Source organism: Persicobacter sp. CCB-QB2, from assembly GCF_001274635.1.
Lineage (GTDB): Bacteria > Bacteroidota > Bacteroidia > Cytophagales > Cyclobacteriaceae > Persicobacter > Persicobacter diffluens.
In genome coordinates this window covers 941,455-958,844 of the sequence record NZ_LBGV01000001.1, presented here as the reverse complement: position 1 = coordinate 958,844, position 17,390 = coordinate 941,455, and the positions used below count along the sequence as shown (strand labels likewise).

15 protein-coding genes are annotated in these 17,390 nt (G+C 41.5%); 10 read left to right on the top strand and 5 right to left on the bottom strand.

What is annotated here, in order from left to right:
* Window positions 1–20 precede the first annotated feature (20 nt).
* The 5 genes from NG22_RS04410 to NG22_RS04390 all read left to right on the top strand — a co-directional run bounded on the left by NG22_RS04410 (window position 21) and on the right by NG22_RS04390 (window position 4,514).
* A complete protein-coding gene (locus tag NG22_RS04410) occupies window positions 21–323 on the top strand; it encodes a hypothetical protein (protein ID WP_053404598.1) in 303 nt (100 codons plus the stop codon).
* 184 nt (window positions 324–507) lie between these two features.
* The gene (locus NG22_RS04405) at window positions 508–1,608 is read left to right on the top strand and encodes a Nif3-like dinuclear metal center hexameric protein (protein WP_053404597.1); all 1,101 of its coding nucleotides are present in this window, start codon (window positions 508–510) and stop codon (window positions 1,606–1,608) included.
* 6 nt (window positions 1,609–1,614) lie between these two features.
* Window positions 1,615–2,412 carry a zinc ribbon domain-containing protein gene (locus NG22_RS04400; protein ID WP_053404596.1) on the top strand — a complete coding sequence of 266 codons (798 nt, stop codon included), beginning with the start codon at window positions 1,615–1,617 and terminating at the stop codon, window positions 2,410–2,412.
* A gap of 206 nt (window positions 2,413–2,618) precedes the next feature.
* Window positions 2,619–4,046 (top strand): lipopolysaccharide assembly protein LapB, encoded by a 1,428-nt coding sequence (locus tag NG22_RS04395; protein ID WP_082304988.1) that lies wholly within the window; start codon window positions 2,619–2,621, stop codon window positions 4,044–4,046.
* Between the two features lie 6 nt (window positions 4,047–4,052).
* Window positions 4,053–4,514 carry a GNAT family N-acetyltransferase gene (locus NG22_RS04390; RefSeq protein WP_053404594.1) on the top strand — a complete coding sequence of 154 codons (462 nt, stop codon included), beginning with the start codon at window positions 4,053–4,055 and terminating at the stop codon, window positions 4,512–4,514.
* A 393-nt stretch (window positions 4,515–4,907) separates the two neighbouring features.
* On the opposite strand, the gene NG22_RS04385 is transcribed toward NG22_RS04390, so the two are convergent.
* The 3 genes from NG22_RS04385 to NG22_RS04375 all read right to left on the bottom strand — a co-directional run bounded on the left by NG22_RS04385 (window position 4,908) and on the right by NG22_RS04375 (window position 9,078).
* Window positions 4,908–5,450, bottom strand: coding sequence for a HEAT repeat domain-containing protein (locus tag NG22_RS04385; protein ID WP_053404593.1), 543 nt, complete (start codon window positions 5,448–5,450; stop codon window positions 4,908–4,910).
* A 73-nt stretch (window positions 5,451–5,523) separates the two neighbouring features.
* Window positions 5,524–6,339, bottom strand: coding sequence for an alpha/beta fold hydrolase (locus NG22_RS04380; protein ID WP_053404592.1), 816 nt, complete (start codon window positions 6,337–6,339; stop codon window positions 5,524–5,526).
* Window positions 6,340–6,768: 429 nt separating this feature from the next.
* The gene (locus tag NG22_RS04375; protein WP_053404591.1) at window positions 6,769–9,078 is read right to left on the bottom strand and encodes a tetratricopeptide repeat protein; all 2,310 of its coding nucleotides are present in this window, start codon (window positions 9,076–9,078) and stop codon (window positions 6,769–6,771) included.
* A 426-nt stretch (window positions 9,079–9,504) separates the two neighbouring features.
* Between NG22_RS04375 and NG22_RS04370 the strand changes: the two genes are divergently transcribed.
* Entirely contained in the window at window positions 9,505–10,335 is an 831-nt protein-coding gene (locus tag NG22_RS04370) for an energy transducer TonB (protein WP_053404590.1), read from the top strand.
* A gap of 67 nt (window positions 10,336–10,402) precedes the next feature.
* Here NG22_RS04370 and NG22_RS04365 read toward each other — a convergent pair whose 3' ends face one another.
* On the bottom strand, window positions 10,403–10,831 hold the full coding sequence (locus NG22_RS04365) for a DUF3276 family protein (protein WP_053404589.1): 429 nt from the start codon (window positions 10,829–10,831) through the stop codon (window positions 10,403–10,405).
* A gap of 378 nt (window positions 10,832–11,209) precedes the next feature.
* Here NG22_RS04365 and NG22_RS04360 point away from each other — a divergent pair, with 378 nt between their 5' ends.
* The 3 genes from NG22_RS04360 to NG22_RS04350 are packed head-to-tail and all read left to right on the top strand — an operon-like array spanning window position 11,210 to window position 13,125.
* Entirely contained in the window at window positions 11,210–11,983 is a 774-nt protein-coding gene (locus tag NG22_RS04360) for a DUF92 domain-containing protein (protein WP_082304986.1), read from the top strand.
* 52 nt (window positions 11,984–12,035) lie between these two features.
* Complete coding sequence (locus NG22_RS04355; protein WP_053404587.1) at window positions 12,036–12,509, top strand: TlpA disulfide reductase family protein; 474 nt, start codon at window positions 12,036–12,038, stop codon at window positions 12,507–12,509.
* Window positions 12,510–12,519: 10 nt separating this feature from the next.
* The gene (locus tag NG22_RS04350; protein WP_053404586.1) at window positions 12,520–13,125 is read left to right on the top strand and encodes a thioredoxin family protein; all 606 of its coding nucleotides are present in this window, start codon (window positions 12,520–12,522) and stop codon (window positions 13,123–13,125) included.
* Between the two features lie 222 nt (window positions 13,126–13,347).
* On the opposite strand, the gene NG22_RS04345 is transcribed toward NG22_RS04350, so the two are convergent.
* Window positions 13,348–13,818 (bottom strand): hypothetical protein, encoded by a 471-nt coding sequence (locus tag NG22_RS04345; RefSeq protein ID WP_157600863.1) that lies wholly within the window; start codon window positions 13,816–13,818, stop codon window positions 13,348–13,350.
* A 196-nt stretch (window positions 13,819–14,014) separates the two neighbouring features.
* Here NG22_RS04345 and NG22_RS04340 point away from each other — a divergent pair, with 196 nt between their 5' ends.
* Window positions 14,015–16,579: a M1 family aminopeptidase gene (locus tag NG22_RS04340; RefSeq protein WP_053404584.1), complete on the top strand. Its 2,565-nt coding sequence runs from the start codon at window positions 14,015–14,017 to the stop codon at window positions 16,577–16,579.
* Window positions 16,580–17,390: the final 811 nt, after the last annotated feature.

Here is a 17,390-nt window from a genome sequence, read left to right as displayed (position 1 = left end):
CCGTAACGATTCTTATCCAAATGAAAAAAGTAATTTTGTTTTTCGCATTTTTTATGGCGCTTCAGTGGAATGTTTATGCTTTGAAAGATCAACAGGCAACCATTTCCAAAGCCCAGCAGGCTTTTGTTCAGCAACAATATGAAGATTGTCTACAATTAAGCCAGCAGGCACTTTCTGAAGGGGATAATGATGAAGCGCAACTGCTTGAAGGACTAAGTTACTGGTATTTAGGAAAAAAGAAATCAGCTGAAAAGTCTTTAAAAAAAGCAGAAAAGATGGGCAACATAAAAGCCTGTCAGATTTTAAAAAGCTGGAAGCAATAATGCGGCATTGATTTGCCCATCGAACAATATTTATTTTTCAAGGAAATGCCTGATCGCATTTCCTTTTTTATTCCGGCATATTTTTTTGATTTATTTTCTTTTCCTCCTCTGTATTGATAACTTGCCAGACAGGCCCAAAAGGGCGCATTTATATTTATTGCTTGTTATGCTATCCCCTAGAAAAATGCCAAAGATCTCAGACATCATTCGCGCCATTGAACAATTTGCCCCACCTGCCCTGCAGGAGTCATATGACAATGCGGGTTTATTAGTGGGTGACCAAAAACAAGAGGTAACCGGCGTATTAATATGCCTGGACAGTACGGAAGATGTGGTGGCGGAAGCCATTGAAAAAAATTGCAACTTAATTGTAGCCCATCACCCGATCATTTTCGGAGGGCTGAAGCGCCTAACAGGAAGTAATTACATCCAAAGAACGGTGATAAAGGCCATCAAAAATGACATCGCCATTTATGCAGCCCATACCAATCTGGATAATGTAAAAGCAGGCGTAAATAAAGTTTTTGCCGAAAAGCTTGGATTGGAAAACCTAAAAATTCTATCACCAAAATCTCGCAATCTCTTAAAGCTAACCACCTTTATTCCGGAAGAACAGGAAGAAGAGGTGACCGAGGCGATGCATCAGGCAGGCGCTGGCCAGATTGGAGAATACAAAAATTGTAGTTTCCGGATACTGGGGGATGGTTATTTCCAGCCTTCCGAAAATGCGAACCCCACCATTGGCGAAGCCGGAGGGGAAATCGAAAAGGTGAAAGAAGTGCGGGTAGAGGTCATTTTTGATGCGCATAGAAAAGGAGCAGTCATCGCTGCTCTAAAAAATGCGCACCCTTATGAGGAAGTGGCCTATTATCTTCATGCACTGGAAAATACCAATCAGGAAACAGGCTCAGGCATGGTGGGCACACTGCCAAAACCAATGCCGATGATAGATTTTCTTAAAAAAATGAAAACTGACTTCCGCCTGGGTGTAATAAAACATACAGCCCTTTTAGATCGTCCTGTAAAGAAGGTAGCCGTTTGTGGTGGTTCCGGAAGCTTTTTATTAAGATCGGCCATCGGTGCAGGCGCAGACTTATACATTACCGCTGATTTTAAATATCATGAATTTTTTGATGCGGAAAACCGAATTACAATCGCTGATATTGGACATTATGAAAGTGAGGTGCACACAAAAGAAATCTTTGTTGAGATTTTAAGTAAAAATTTTCTTAATATTGCAGTTCATGTATCTCAGGTAAACACAAATCCTGTTAGCTATATATAAAATTTCATGGAAAAAACGGTAGCACAAAAATTAGAGGGGCTTATCCACCTTCAGAATATTGATTCTAAAATTGACGAAATCAAGAAAATCTTGGGTGCATTGCCTGAGGAAGTAGCTGATCTTGAGGACGAAATAGTTGGATACGAAACTCGAGCAAATAAATTGCAGGCGGACATTGAAGAAGCGGAAGCTCAAATCAGTGGATATCGTCAGGCGATTAAGGATTCGGAAGCATTGATCTTGAAGTACAAAGATCAGCAGATGAATGTTCGCAACAACCGTGAGTACGACGCTATTACCAAAGAAATCGAACTACAGGAGCTGGAAATCCAGATTTCCGAAAAAAGAACCCGTGAAGCTAACCAGCAAATTGATGCGATGAAAGAGCGTATCGGTGAGACGGACGGACAAAAGGTGGAGCGTCAGAAGGATTTGGATTCAAAAAAGAAAGAGCTGGAAGAAATTTTAGCAGAATCCAAGGAGGAGCAAGAGCGCCTGGGTAAAGAGCGTGATGCGGCTTTCGCAGAAGTAGAGGATCGCTTGGCAAAGTCTTATGACCGTATCCGTACCAATGCTCGCAACGGCTTGGCAGTAGTATCTGTTGAGCGTGATGCTTGTGGTGGTTGTTTCGCAGTGGTACCTCCACAGCGTCAAGCGGATATCCGTGATCGTAAGAAAATTATCGTATGTGAGCACTGTGGTCGTATTTTGGCGTCCGTAACTGACATTCCGGTAGTAGAGGAAGAAAAGCCAAAACGTACTACACGCAGAGCAACTACAAGACGAACTAAGAAAGAAGCATAATTGCCGAAATTCGAAAAATACACAAACCCTTGTCTTTTACGGCAAGGGTTTTTTATTATCCGAAAACCGGAAGGATCCCCTCCAAAGACAAAAAAGTTCACTCTCCCCTCGCCTTTCCATACGTAAAACCTGTTCATCACAGGGGCTTCCAAAATTTGTGATAAGCGAAGCTAAATGCTTATCTTCACGGAAACATTGCAACCAACATGAAAGCCTTCCCCCTAATCTTTTGTCTGATGATGCTCAGCAATACCCTTATTGCGCAGCAGCCATATGACTATTTGGGGAATTTTCAACTGGACAGCCTGGACAAATGGGCTCAAAAACAAGCGCATGGTCCAAGAGAGTACTATCAATCGCTGGCATTGGTTTTCAAACTCTTAATGGAAGATCAAGCCGGGGCTTTCAGCGATAAAGCACATTTGGAAAAAAAATGGCTTCAACAATTAGCCGGACTACCGGAACCGCAGCGCTCCCACTATCAACAGGAAATAAAGTTACATTTTGGCCTATTGAAATTGAAATTCAATCAGGAATGGGCCGGAGGATGGCAATTGTATAAAGTTTTAAAAAAACAACAGCAGCTACAAGCGCAATATCCGGAATATACGCCCCTGAGGAAAATAACCGGCATCACCGAAGCTGCCTGCAGTATGATTCCCAAAAAGTATATCCGCACAGCCAAATGGTTCGGCATTCAAAAGGGAAGTTTTGAAAATGGGATTAAGCAGTTGAGGCTCGCCCAAAATACGGATTTCGGCTATGAGGCAGCATTATTAGAAAGCTTATTGTGGCACTTTTTGGCCAATGACACCCCAAAGGCGCTAAATTCACTGGCCGGCAATGATCATTTGCACCAATATTTTCAGGCGCTGATGCTGAAGAAGGACCGGCAAAGCCCGAAGGCAATGGCGAAATTCATCCGCCTTAAAGACCAATTACCGGATTTCAGGATTTTAGATTATCACCTGGGAGATCTCCATTTACGGGCAGGGCAACTCAGGGAAGCGATTCATTATTTTTCACTTTTCAATCAGGGAAAGGGTCAGGATTTTAAGGCGGATGCCTATTTCAAAACGGCTGTTTGTTGGCAAATATTGGGAAAACAAATCGCTGCTCAACAGGCCTTGAATAATATACCGATTTGCAACAACCAAACCTATGCCGATCGGTATGCCCATAAAATGGCGACAAAAGGACTCCATGATGACCCCAGATTACAACAAATCCGCTTTCATTTGGATGGGGGATATACGGCATTGGCCGCCAAAACTTTCGAGGAAATTACCTTTGAGGAGCTTTCAACAAAAAATCAACTTCTCTATTTTTACCGGAAAGGCATGTTAATGGAAGCGGAAGAACGCTGGTTGCCGGCTTTGTCTTTTTATGAACGAACCATTGCCCACCAAACCAATCAGGAAGAATACTACGCCCCATCGGCCTGCCTGAAAATGGCTCAAATTTATGTCCGCCAGGGAAATCATGAAAAAGCTCATTTTTATTACAAAAAATGTCTGGAATACACCGATCACCCTTACAAGAAAAGCCTTGATCAAAAAGCTAAAGCCGGACTGACCTTGTTAAATGATCATAATGTTCCCACTGCCCGTATTAATCAAATACCACCACAATAAAAATATATGTTTGTACCCTTAATAGACTTTAAAAAAGCCAGCAACACTGACCTGGACGCCATCATCGATATCTACCAGCGTTGCATTCACCATAATTTCAAACCGGTGTTAGGGGAAGCTTTTGCTAAATCGCAGGAAAATGAAGAGGAGCTACTTGACTTCCTCCTGGAACAACTGGCAAACACTTACCTCATGCTGATTGATGAAAGCATCTCTGCTTTTGCCATTGTAGAGGAAGATGAAATCAAGATGATCATGATGGAACCGGAGAAGCAACAACAAGCCTATGGCGCTTTCTTTTTGGAACATTTAGAAAATCAAAGAAAGGAAAACATTGATCAATTCTATATTCGCCTTCCCAAAGCTTTGGATTACAGCATCAACTTTTTTCAGCATCTGGGCTACGAGATCGTTAGTGAATACCAGGAGGAAGAGATGGAATGGGTAGAATGCAATAAAAAATTCTGAGACCATCAAACCTATTCCAATTTATTTCAGATTTCAGGAAAGCCTTTCCCGAAATTCGGGGGAAAGGAAAAAAAATTCCTTACCCCTGCTTTTAGCCTTCAGGCTGATCTCGAATTGCGCATCGCGGCGAACAAATTTAGAACCTCATTATCCGACTGCAATCCGAATTATTGGAAGCGACTTTGATACATTCTTTACAACCCACATTTAAGTGGGCATGCTTTCACCGCTATCAGCTGCTTTGTGTTGCAAAATCGATATAGGGCATATTACCTTCATTACCGCTTTGATAAAAAAAGTGCTGGTTTAACAGTCAGTGGTCGTATCCACTAAACACTATAAGATCAAGTTACCAAATGCTTTCCAGTCCCACTAAGCCAAGGATGGATTTTATTATTTGTTACCAGCTTTTTTATTATTACCCAAGTAGCTTAAAAACCCTTCAACAGCATCACTTATCATAATTCTTACGTCTCCTTTATCGAAATCAGGGCTTCTATCTGGGCTAGCTTGAAGATTTATCCACATACTTTTTATTTCCTTGAGGTCAGTTTTAGAAAACTCAAAAATTTGACTATCGAGTATTTCATAGGCACTAATTTTCGCTTCATAGGATTCATAAAATAAAATTCTGAAAATGTCAATTAGTCTGTTCTTACAATCAAGTTGCCCAAGTGCCCAAACAAGCGTCCCGTTATAATTATGATTTTCTTGTTTGAAAATCGCATTCAGAAGTGGTTCTAAAGCTTTTTGTGGCCTAAGTTCATAAATTCCTATAGCACCAGCATTTCTTATTTCAGGTCTATCAGATTCGAGAAGGTCAATCAATAGTTCAATTGTCCAAGCTTCATTTTTAGAAACAAATTCATCCACAATCCTAGTCAGGTCATTTGGTTTACTCGAAAGTATTCTTTCCTTTTGAAAATTATAGTCCATGGTTTCAAAGATGAGTATTGCTGGTACCGTGCTGCTAAACGAGAATTTAAGCCTGAGTAATCCGGCTTAAACTTCATGGCGCAGCCGGAAAACCATGATTCCGATAAAAGACCCTCAGCAAATCGGACACTTCTGTTACCGCCTCCACGACGGCCATATGCCCGCATCCTGCTATCTCATGATAGGAGGCATGAGGCAAACGATCTGCCATTCTTCGGGAATATTCCACCGGAGTAGCCACATCCTCCTTCCCCACAATAATACAAAGAGGCAAGTTCAGGCCAGACAATTCAGACAGGACATTATCCCGTGCAAGAATGGCCTCACCGAAATAACGAATGGTATGATGGGGATTCCCCATAATCACTTTTTTCCAATAGTATACACTTTCCTGATTCGCTGCACTTTTTAGATAAGCTTTTGAAAACATCAAATTCATAATAGTCCCAATAAGTGGTTGCCAACCCAGCAGTCGGTGCATTTTAATGAGACCATGATATTTAATTTTGGCCCATGCAGGCTCCTCTTCCGCAGAGGTATCCAGTAACACCAGGGACTTTAATAAATCCGGCCTCTGGAGGGCGATGCGCATCCCGATAAAACCGCCAGTGGACATTCCAACAAAATGGACGGCTGTTTCCCCCAAACTTTCAATTAAGCTTATCGTATCCCGCACCAATTGATCCAGCGCATAATCCGTTTCATTCGGGGCCGTTCTCCCATGTCCTTTATGGTCAAAAGCCACACAACGAAACTCCCCTCGCAGTGCCTCTCGAAGACCATCAAAGAGGCTATGATCCAATAAAAATCCATGAGAAAAAACAATGGTTTCTTTCCTTTCGGCAGTACTATCCAAGAAGTAGTTGGTGTCGTTGATGTTGAGATGCATACAAAGGCCTTGTTTGATTACAAATAAGTTATAGAAAAACAAGTATGCATCCAACTATCCGCATTTGCATTATTCCTAAAAAACAAATCCGGAACATTTCAATTTGGGTACTTTAACCTGAATCATGTGCCGTCAGATTTAACACGAATTATTCACCGCTAGACTTAGTGAGTTGCTTTAAACATCTAGATTTCAGATTTTTATTGGTTAGTTTTGTCGAATTATCAATAGCTCAAATAGGGGGATGCTTTCTTTCATCCGCTTCATTGGGAAAAACTCAAAACAAAGAGCTATTCCTTCATTTTCCCGCTTTGGTGTAAAATGAGCCTTGAAACATGAAAACATCGGCTTAAGCCGAAAATTAGCCCATAAAAAAGCCTTTCAGCAAAACACCAAAAGGCTTTCAAAATCATTTTAGATTTTACAGACTTACATCATTTGCATCACCTGTTGCTTCATTTGCTGGATCTGAGGATTATTTGGAGAGATTTTATCCATGGCATCAATTTGTGCCAAGGCCTCTTTAAATCGTTGATTTTGAATCAACATAATCGCATATGCATTGCGAAGGTCCAAGGCATTGCCATAGCGGTCAATTCCCATCTTATACACCTTCTCCGCCTTTTTTAAATCCTTATTTTGCTGTGCCGCCAAAGCCCAGTTATAATAAGCGCGGGGATGATCATTGCCTTTTTCCACTCCCAATCCAAGGTATTTTTCCGCAGCAGTAAAATCCTGTTCTTCCGCCTTTATCAATCCGATAGAATAGTAAGCGCCTCCATAAGCAGGCTCAATTTCAATCACTTCTTCCAGGCGTTCCAGGGCTTTATCATTTTCTCCTTTACGATTATACAAATTGGCCAATTGAACACGTGCCGCATTGAAAAGGGAGTCCATGCCAATTGTTCGTATATAATATTTTTCTGCCGCCAAATCATCTCCCATTCGCTCATAATACTGGCCGTAAGAGAAATTTCCGTTTCGGAAGTCAGCATTAATGGCCAAAGATTTCATATACTCGGTCATCGCCTGCTCATAGGCTCCTTTATATTCAGCCGGAACCTGCTGCGCAATTGGACCTACCAATGTTCTTACTGCCGCTACGCGCACAGATTTAATCTCATCTTTCAATCTTGGCACCAAATAGGTGACACGCTCCTCATCCGACCAGGTGGAAATGGCCTCCACCGCCCGATACCTTACCAAAGGTTCCGGGTCATTCAGGGCCAAAACAATCGGATTGACTACCGAAGGATCATTGGTTTGAGATAGATAATGCACTGCGGTGGCACGGGCAATCTCCGGTTGACTAACATCTCTCACGAATTTGGCAATCTCCTTCACATTCGCCGGATCGCGCTCACGTCCTTTCAACAAAGCATCCGTATAATTGATATCACGGTCAGGGCCATACCACTCTACCACTGCATCTGCCGCCCACTGTGCCGACTGATCTTCATGGCAACGATTACAGGCATTCTTAATGCCATATTCCACTGATTGGTCAGGACGGGGTACCCGAAAAGCATGATCAGGTCGATAATCATTCCCCATATAATATTCTCCTACAAAGTGACAGGAGATACACTGACTCGCTTCGGTATCCTGCTCGTGGAAATGGTGCTTTGGCGTATCATAAATTTCCGCCTCATGCCCTTTCAGGTGACAGTTAGTACAAACAGTATTATCATAAACCCACTGTCCTTTATCATGAGACTTTGCTCCTTTAATGCGAGAAGTATGTGGATTATGGCAATCCGTACATTTCACACCATGCTCATACATTTTAGATTGCACAAAAGAGCCGTACACATAAACCTCATCCTGAATGGAACCATCACCATGATACATGCCATCCCGTAAAATTTCCGGCACAAAGTGATCCATGAATTCACCCTCAAACTGATTATCAATCTCGATATTCATTCGGCGGCTATGGCAGGGTGCACACTCTCTCACCAGCTGCTTATTGTCCAGATAGGCGGTCATCCTCATAAAGCTTTTGACCTCCATATTTTTATCCTCATCATAATCTTCCGACTCCACCCACTCTACGTGGTGACTCCCTTCTCCATGACAAGCCTCACAGCCTACGTTAATCTCTCTGAAAGTGGTATTGAAAGTATCCGACTCCGGGTCGTAATTTTTCTTTAAATCCGTAGAGTGACAGTCAGCACACATGGTATTCCATGTTCCGGCAGCCCCGGTCCAGTTCAGCCATTCCCCATGATGCATATCCAGCTCATCATGCTGATTGAACCAACGATTTTTTTCAGAATCCCAGGTCACCCGGTGCACCTGAATACGACCATCCTCATTTTCAGTCATATAATTTTGAAGTGGATAATAACCAAAAGTATACTTCACTTCAAAATCATGGTAGTTTCCATCTTTGCCTTCGGTATTGATGAAATACTTTCCATCCCGCTTGAAAAAATGGGAAGTAATGCCATTCAGCGTTACTTTTGTATCATTAAAATCGCCCAGAACAGTGGTATCCATTGCTATTTGCATGGCCCAATCATGATCTGAGTTTTTCCACTCCCCATACTCCTCCTCATGGCAGGATTGACACTTTTCCGTCCCGACATATTCTGCCTCCACACTTTTAATGCGCTCCACAACCAAATCAGCTGCTGATTTCGACTCCTCTGCCCGATCCTTATCGCTACAACTCCAAGCAATAATTCCTAACCAAAGCAAAAGCCCGCCTCCTAATAAAAATATCCTCCCTTTCATATGTAAAAATAATTTCGCTGCAATTTAGACAATATCAGAATGCAAAACCTGTGATTCCCGGAAAAATTAAAATTATGCCGAAAAATTAAATGCCCCAATTTAAATCAATACCTCATCTCGACCTTCTCTTCACCTGGAGCACAACATATTCATCAATCTCCTGAAACTGGGCATTTTACCTAAAATTCCTTCACAAACCTAAGAACAAATCATAATAACCGACAAAAAAACAGGAATTTTCATGACCCTGATCAACTTAGAAAAAGCCTATAAAGAAAATTCCTGATTTTTTAAATTACCTTATCCTACCGGCTTACATTTTACGTATATAAAAGTAGAATATTAGCTGAAAATTTTATTCATAGTTGAGGCTCTAACACTCGCAAGAGTGCTTATATATATATTTTTCATTTAATGCCCACAACTATGAAAGCTATTGCCCACAACCCCTTTCCTCATTTCTACCAACCTCCAAAACACTATCATGAGGAGCCCGAAAAGGCATCCAATCAATTAGATAAAATTGTTCGGAAACGAAAAATAAAAGAAGGAGTTGCAGAGTGGATGCAGTTCAAAAAAGAAAAAGAAGGCAAAGAAGCCAATGCGCTCCCCCTATATTTTAGTATCGGCCTGGTCATCAGCCTGCTATTGGTCGTTTTGGTTTTTGAATACCAAACCCCCGTTCAAAAAATTATGCAGGAAGAAGTCATCACGGAGACTGCCTATTTTGAGGTAGAGGAAATTCCTTTAAGCCAGCAGGCTCCGCCTCCAAAGCCTAAACTTAGTGCTAATGTCAACATCATAGAGATCCCTGATGATGTTGTTCTGCAAGAAGTTGTGGATGTTGATTTGGATATTGATTTCTCCGAAAACACTCAAATACCCGATCAGAAAATTTCGGAAGTGGTTTTTGAAGAAGCTCCTGAAGAAGAAGTAATAGAAGAGATATTCACTATCGTGGAAGAAAAACCCGATTTCCCCGGAGGAGTAGGGGAATTCTATCAATATGTTTCGAAGGCGATAAAGTACCCTGCGCAAGCTCGTAGAATGGGCATTTCGGGACGCGTATTTGTTCAGTTTGTGGTAGAAAAAGATGGCTCCATTACGCAAGTAGAAGTGGTGAAAGGTATAGGAGGAGGCTGTGATGAGGAAGCCAAAAGAGTCATCTCCGCATCCCCTAAGTGGGATCCTGGAAAACAAAGAGGTGTTCCGGTACGGGTGAGGATGGTACTGCCTATTGTTTTTAAAATCGCCTAAAAAAAAGGGGAGCATTGCTGCTCCCCTTTACCCATTAACCCTCTCTGTAAAGAAAGAACTAACCACCCTATTCTAATAAATTTTGATGCAACTCCAGCTTTTCCATCCGAATGGATATTGCTTTAGGAGCTCTGCCCAGGCGTTCAGAAATTTGTTCAACACTCAGTTGATCCATAAACATGGCCGTAAGATCTAAATCATCTTTTTGTGACCAAACCTTAAATGCATTCGGATATTTATCACGAATAGCATGTACCCTGTCCTCCTCTTCCCGAAGATTCCTGCCTATGGGGTCCAATTTGCCCACCACCGCCACCATAGACTGCGCAAATTTGATGATGTCCTCATCAAACAAAGTCAGTTTCGTCCTGTCAAATTTTTCTCCATTTCTTCTGGACTCTACAATATTGAGCACCATCGACCCTGTTTTAGTTTCTGATACATCGAAAAAATAAATGCTCTTCCCTACTTTCAATTTTTCTAATTGAGTTGCCATATGTTTTTTCAATTAATTTTACTAGCAAAAGCAATTTTCCCACCGCTTGTTCTTTACTCCCTATCGGTTAAGGGTGTAATTTCAACACACAATTTTCCTTGAGAAATTGGTCATTTTCGCCCCTTGAAATGAAACAGGACAAATTACCCGGACTATAAATCCCGAGAGGCATTTGATTTTTGGGTCAAGATTGCATTAAATAAGCCTCACGCATCCTATTTTTACCACTCAGTCATCAAACAAATTCAAGCGTGCTTCTATATTGACCAAACCCTTAAACATTATATATTGCCCCAAAAACTTATTTATCCCTGCAAAACTGTTATTTTAGAAGTAGGGAAAAATTAAAAAATGACCTGAGTTGGAACTGTTTTCTTCATTATACCCCTGGCTCGGCCTTCCCTTTTCCTTGGAATAGGCACCTACGCCCTTTCCAAAAAAAGCATTGACCTCTCCGCTTTAGCTGTGATGATCATTTTTGGTGGTCTAATCCATTTTTGGGGAGGCTGGCAGGCAGACGTCCCCATGCTTCTCTTTTTTTTCCTTGGAAGTATTTTGAGTAAAATTAAAATGAAACTCAATCCGGATTCTGAACAGTTCAATGCACGATCCGGACCACGAAAAGGCATACAGGTAATCGCCAATGCATTGATTCCCACGCTTTGTCTTGCGTTGGTTTACTTCCTTCCAATTGAAAAAATCTGGCCGGCCTATTTCTCCGCTATTGGCATCCATTTGTCCGATACCATGGCCACGGAAATAGGTACCCTGAAAAAAAGGAGAACGTTCCACCTGTTGAGTGGCAAGCCGATTCCCCAGGGCTTATCCGGTGGCGTCAGCCTGGCTGGAATCTGGGGCGCGCTGCTAGGGGCTTGTTTAATGGGATTACTGTATTTCATCTGCATAGGGAGCATCCACCTCCTATTCACTGTCATATTGATTAGCTTTTTAGGCAGTCTCATTGATAGCGTTTTAGGAGACACCTTTCAAGCTAAGTACCACTGCCCGAAAGGGCATATTACGGAAAAAACTTTTTGTCATGGACAAGCCACCATTTTAAGCGCAGGTTTTTCATGGATGGATAATGATCTGGTCAACCTTCTTAGCGCGGTAATTCCCATTTCATTATATTTTATATTTTTACAATGGTAAGGCAACTGACCTTTCCATTGACAGCAATTTTTGAAATTATCCCCCAAAACACATGAAAAGATTATTATTTCTACTCCTGCTTTCTTTTACGACATCCATTGTCCAGCTTCAGGCTCAGGACATTCAGGTGATTAAAAAAGAACAACTTTATCAGTTAGCGGAATCATCCCCTGAGGGAAAGACCAAAATCATCAACTTTTGGGCGACCTGGTGCAGACCCTGCATAGAAGAATTACCTGCCTTTGAATCCGTGAACAAAATGGAGCAGGTGGAAGTGCATCTGGTCAGTATGGACTTCATTGAAGAACTGGACAAAAAAGTCAAAAACTTTGCCCAAAAGAAAGCCCTGAATTCCAGTTTGTACCTATTGGATGAAACTGACCTTGACCCGATCATTACAAAGGTTAATGAACAGTGGTCCGGTGCCATTCCGGCCACCTTGTTTATCAGCCCAAAGGGCAAAATCACTTTTCACGAAGGCAAAATGACGGAACAGGAAATTCTTTCAATCATTGACCAACCATAAAATTTTAATCATGAAAAATTCAATTTTAGTATTACTGCTTGCGCTTTTACCCTTTATCGGAATGGCGGAAGGTTATGAAATTGGCGATCAGGCTTCCGACTTTAGCCTTAAAAATATTGATGGTAAAATGATGTCATTAGCTGACCTTTCGGACAATAAAGGCGCTATCGTTATTTTCACCTGTAACCACTGCCCTTACGCAAAATTATATGAGGACCGCATCATCGCCTTAGATAAAAAATATAAAGGCCTTGGCTATCCCGTGGTGGCGCTAAATCCTAATGACCCGAAAATTGAACCGGCCGATGGATATCAGGAAATGATTCAGCGGTCCAAAGAAAAGGGCTTCACTTTTCCCTATTTAGTTGATAAGGATTCAAAAATGGCTAAAACATATGGCGCCACCCGAACACCGCATGTCTATTTACTACAAAAAGAGGGAACAGATTATGTAGTAAAATATATCGGAGCAATTGATAATAACGCCAAAGATGCCACTCAGGCTGACAAATTATACTTAGCTGATGCGCTGGAAGCCTTAATAGCAGGGAAAGCGATCACAAAAACCAGCTCCAAAGCAATTGGCTGTACGATTAAATGGCATGAGACCAAATAAATTCGCAAAAGAAAGCGTGATTTAGGCTTGAGTTTTTAAAATTTATTAAAAAAAATGACCCGCTTTTTTCATAATAAAGAAAAAGCTTCTAAATTTACTCTTGTTGAAAGCTAGAGACTGAACAACTCTAGTTTGCTGATTTTCCGTTCGAAAAAGGTGTTAAAGGAAAAGCCATCGATATCAATCGATGGCTTTGTTTTTTATTTAATACGCTATTGTTTATCAGCCGCCACTAAGGGGAATATTGTGAACTTCACAGAATTCTTTCACGGCCATTTTGACGTCTTTGGAGGTATCCACATCCTCCGTGTTGATCGAAATGATTAATCGCTCTTTTTCTTTATAATCCACAATAATCTCATAGGCTGCTAATTGAATGGAGGCAATTTCATCCGGCCATAATTCCACTTTTCCTACCAATTCATCATTGACCACCAAAATGTGGTGATCATCCACCTCTACCCGAGGCATAGAATCGGATCCGGGTCGGAGTAACCAGGCGTCAATTAATAAAATAGCCCCTGCGACTAAGGCAATAATATTCAGTACAATATATAAGCCGTCTAAACCACCAAAAAAACTGAGGTTAAACGCACCGGTCAGAACCAGAAATAATCCAACAATAAAGATCAATCCAAACCGCGCGGTGGTAGAAAACATGCCGTTTGTAAGAAAAATCACGTGACGTTGCATAACGGTGGAGTTTAAAGTGAGAAATTATACCAATTTATTCATATGTATATATTTCATAACGTTAAATAGTAACCCACTGACCAGCGGTCATTTGCTTTTTTTTAAAACTTCCCCCTCTGGCGGTCACAGAACGATTAGGCTTTGATTTGTAAAAAAGAAAAGGTTTATTCACTTCCATAAACCAGCCCAATCACCCATGAAATATTCTCACTTATTATGTCTATTTTTTATCATTTTCTTAACAAATTGCCAGTTAGCCTTACCTGAGAATAATATCAATCTACCTACTTCAGGAGTAAGTAAGGAATTGGCAGAAAAACGAAAAAATGAAATCAGTAAGCTGACCTATCATATTACTTTTGACTTTCATCAGGGCCCCATGGAGGACATTTTTTTCACCGCACTCATTAGCTTTGACTACTTTGGGACTAATGATGTCTGGCTAGACTTTCAGGCGGACACCAGCCTTATTGACTTGGTGAATATCAATGATCGCCCAGAAACCATTAAATTTGCGGGAGATCACCTCATCCTTCCAGCCCAAAGCCTCGCTTCAGGACATCAAAAAATAGAAATAAGCGGAAAAGCTGGTCGCGGAGGCCTTAATTGTTCCGAAGATTTAATTTATACCCTCTTTGTCCCGGCCAAAGCTTCTACGGTCTTCCCCTGCTTTGATCAACCTGACCTTAAAGCCTATTTCACGAATACTTTAAGAATGCCCGAAAATTTCACTGCCATCAGTGGAGGGAAGCTTATTGCAGAAACGGTTCATCAGGGAGTAAAACAACTCACCTTCGAAAGTGCAGGCCCGATGAGTACATATCTGTACTCATTTGCAGCGGGAGTTTTTTTTACGGATAGCATCCAGTTTCGGGACGATAAAATGACCATGCTGCATCGCATTAAAGACCCGGCCAAAAGAGCACAGAATATTCAGGCTATTTTTGACTTGCATACCTCAAATATTAAATGGCTGGAAGATTATACCAATATCCCGTTTCCCTTTAAGAAACTGGACTTCGCCCTAATTCCTCCATTTCAGTATGGGGGCATGGAGCATGTGGGCGCCATCCAATATCGGGAGTCACAACTGATGCTCAGTGCACCGGCGAGCCAGTCGGAACTACTCCGGCGGTCCTCCCTCATTGGGCATGAAGTCGCACACATGTGGTTTGGGAATTTGGTCACCATGGAATGGTTTGATGATGTCTGGCTCAAAGAAGTATTTGCCAATTTTATGGCGGCAAAAATGTCCAATCCCCAATTCCCGGAAGTGGACCATGGCCTGCTTTTCTTTTTAAATCATATCCCCTCCGCTTATGAGGAGGACCGCTCATTAGGGAGCCACCCGATTGCCCAGGAATTAGACAATTTATCTGAGGCCGGTAGCGTTTATGGCAATATTATCTATAAAAAAGCACCGGTTACGATGAAGCAACTGGAACTCCAAATGGGTGCGGAATCTTTTCAACAGGGTTTGCAAAAATACTTAAAATCTTATGCCTATGGCAACGCCTCCTGGGATGGCTTAATAAAAATTCTGGACGAACAAGCCGGCATGGGACTTGACTTGAATAACTGGAACAATGCATGGATAAAATCCAAGGGCATGCCTACCATAGACATCCAGTTGAAGGACCACAGGGTTATCATTTCTCAAAAAGGCCCCACTGAAGGCCTGTGGGATCAGGAATTGGTCGCCGGGCTTTGGGATGGAGAAAAGATGATTGCCATGCCTTATCGGCTATCCGATAGCTTCTCCTTCCCCATACCAGAACGGGAAAACGTCTGGATATTACCTGATATTTCAGGCTATGGATATGGCTATTTTCGCTTTCATCCCCAACTCAGGGATAAAATCATCGCTAATTTTTCCACACTTCCTGAACCCATCCACAGGGCTATTACCATTACCAACCTTCGGGAAATGGTTTTAAATTCTGACCTGGAGCCTGAGCAATATTTAAAACTACTCACCCACCATTTACCAAAGGAAAGCTCCCCTTTGGTTCAGCAATTAATGCTTCGATATTTGAAACAAGATTACTGGGGCTTTCTGCCTGAAAAGGAAAGAACAAAATGGCAGGCAACCTTATACCAAATTTACCAGGAGGTTTTAAAATCAGAAAAATCCCCGGCGAACAGGACCCTCCTAAAAGGTATTTTCACGCTGGGAGAACAGCCTGACTGGCTACAACAAGAACTGCGGTTGATGAAAAATAAGCAAGCCCTGGATAGTTGGGGCTTTTCTGAAAATGACTTAATGGAAATGGGCATGAATCTCATGGTCCGAATGCCAGAAAAGGCCGCAAACCTTGAAATCCTGATTGATCAATCTTTAAAAAATGAGGACAAAATACGCAAATGGTCCTTTTTAAAACCGGCCTGTGCTGCGGAGCCCGAGCTGCGATCTGCCTTTTTTAATCGACTACTTCTTCCTGAGCATCGAACGAAAGAACCCTGGGTGCTAGAAGGCCTGAAGCTTATCAACCACCCCTTGCGGGCGAAAAATTCTGCCCAACACCTGCCCGCCTTATTGGAGGAAATCATTGAGGTAAAAGAGACGGGCGATATTTTCTTCCCAAAAGGATGGGTGGCTGCAGGCTTTTGGGGACATATGCAGCAAGAAAATATAAGTCTGGTGGATGGCTTTCTCAATCAAAATCCGGATTACCCTCCAAAACTTCGGAATAAAATCCTACAAGCGGTGGACTATAATCGCAGGGTTAGCCAATGGCACTCTCCTTGGGAACCATCTTAGTTGTAATTATTCCCTAGCATTTTTAGAAATACCTAATAAAAATCTTAGCATCAATATATTAAGCGTATTTATATTGTTTTTAAACAGCCCATATTTGGTTATGCTTGCTTTCTCCTCATTCATCAGCTTCCTTGGAAAAAAATGAAATAGGAAAAATTCCTTCATTTTTCATGCCTTACGGTTAAACGAGGATCTAAGCATGAATTATACTGGTTAAGCATAAATACTCCGGGTCTACTATGATTGTATTGGGTTTAAAAAAGGGCAGAATCTCAATCTCTGCCTTTTGAAAATACTAAGAAACCATTCACAACTCAGAAGTAATGACGGCAATAGTAAGTTGGGAGTAAGCATTAATAATTAGTTCGGTAAGCACCGCCTCCCTATAGCCAAAACCCGGTCTAATCACTCAACGCTCGGGTTTGGAAACCACCCTTAACAGTTTATTACCTGTTAATAATAGCCGACTTCATTAACCTTAAATGGCTCAAATTTGGCTAAGCCGAATTATTCACCGCCTAATTCATTAACTAAGTGCAAATGGTTTATTTTTAGTTTATCACAACTTGTTTTCTTTGATTTTTAATAGCCCCAATTTGGGCAAGCTTGCTTTGTCCTCATTCATCTGCTTCGTTGAAAAAAACTCGAAATAGGACCAATTACATCATTTTTCTGCCTGCCAATAAAACGAGGATTTCAGCATGAATAATCCGGTTGAATCCAAAATCAATTCTACTTGCTTTCGGATAGTGCACTAAACACTACTCTTCGAATAAATGACAAAGCAGGTGATTTAATAGCAAAACCTCTC

Coding starts and splice junctions, on each gene's coding strand:
- NG22_RS04410 (WP_053404598.1), top strand. CDS start 21: ATGAAAAAAGTAATTTTGTTTTTCGCATTTTTTATGGCGCTTCAGTGG.
- NG22_RS04405 (WP_053404597.1), top strand. CDS start 508: ATGCCAAAGATCTCAGACATCATTCGCGCCATTGAACAATTTGCCCCA.
- NG22_RS04400 (WP_053404596.1), top strand. CDS start 1,615: ATGGAAAAAACGGTAGCACAAAAATTAGAGGGGCTTATCCACCTTCAG.
- NG22_RS04395 (WP_082304988.1), top strand. CDS start 2,619: ATGAAAGCCTTCCCCCTAATCTTTTGTCTGATGATGCTCAGCAATACC.
- NG22_RS04390 (WP_053404594.1), top strand. CDS start 4,053: ATGTTTGTACCCTTAATAGACTTTAAAAAAGCCAGCAACACTGACCTG.
- NG22_RS04385 (WP_053404593.1), bottom strand. CDS start 5,450: ATGGACTATAATTTTCAAAAGGAAAGAATACTTTCGAGTAAACCAAAT.
- NG22_RS04380 (WP_053404592.1), bottom strand. CDS start 6,339: ATGCATCTCAACATCAACGACACCAACTACTTCTTGGATAGTACTGCC.
- NG22_RS04375 (WP_053404591.1), bottom strand. CDS start 9,078: ATGAAAGGGAGGATATTTTTATTAGGAGGCGGGCTTTTGCTTTGGTTA.
- NG22_RS04370 (WP_053404590.1), top strand. CDS start 9,505: ATGAAAGCTATTGCCCACAACCCCTTTCCTCATTTCTACCAACCTCCA.
- NG22_RS04365 (WP_053404589.1), bottom strand. CDS start 10,831: ATGGCAACTCAATTAGAAAAATTGAAAGTAGGGAAGAGCATTTATTTT.
- NG22_RS04355 (WP_053404587.1), top strand. CDS start 12,036: ATGAAAAGATTATTATTTCTACTCCTGCTTTCTTTTACGACATCCATT.
- NG22_RS04350 (WP_053404586.1), top strand. CDS start 12,520: ATGAAAAATTCAATTTTAGTATTACTGCTTGCGCTTTTACCCTTTATC.
- NG22_RS04345 (WP_157600863.1), bottom strand. CDS start 13,818: ATGCAACGTCACGTGATTTTTCTTACAAACGGCATGTTTTCTACCACC.
- NG22_RS04340 (WP_053404584.1), top strand. CDS start 14,015: ATGAAATATTCTCACTTATTATGTCTATTTTTTATCATTTTCTTAACA.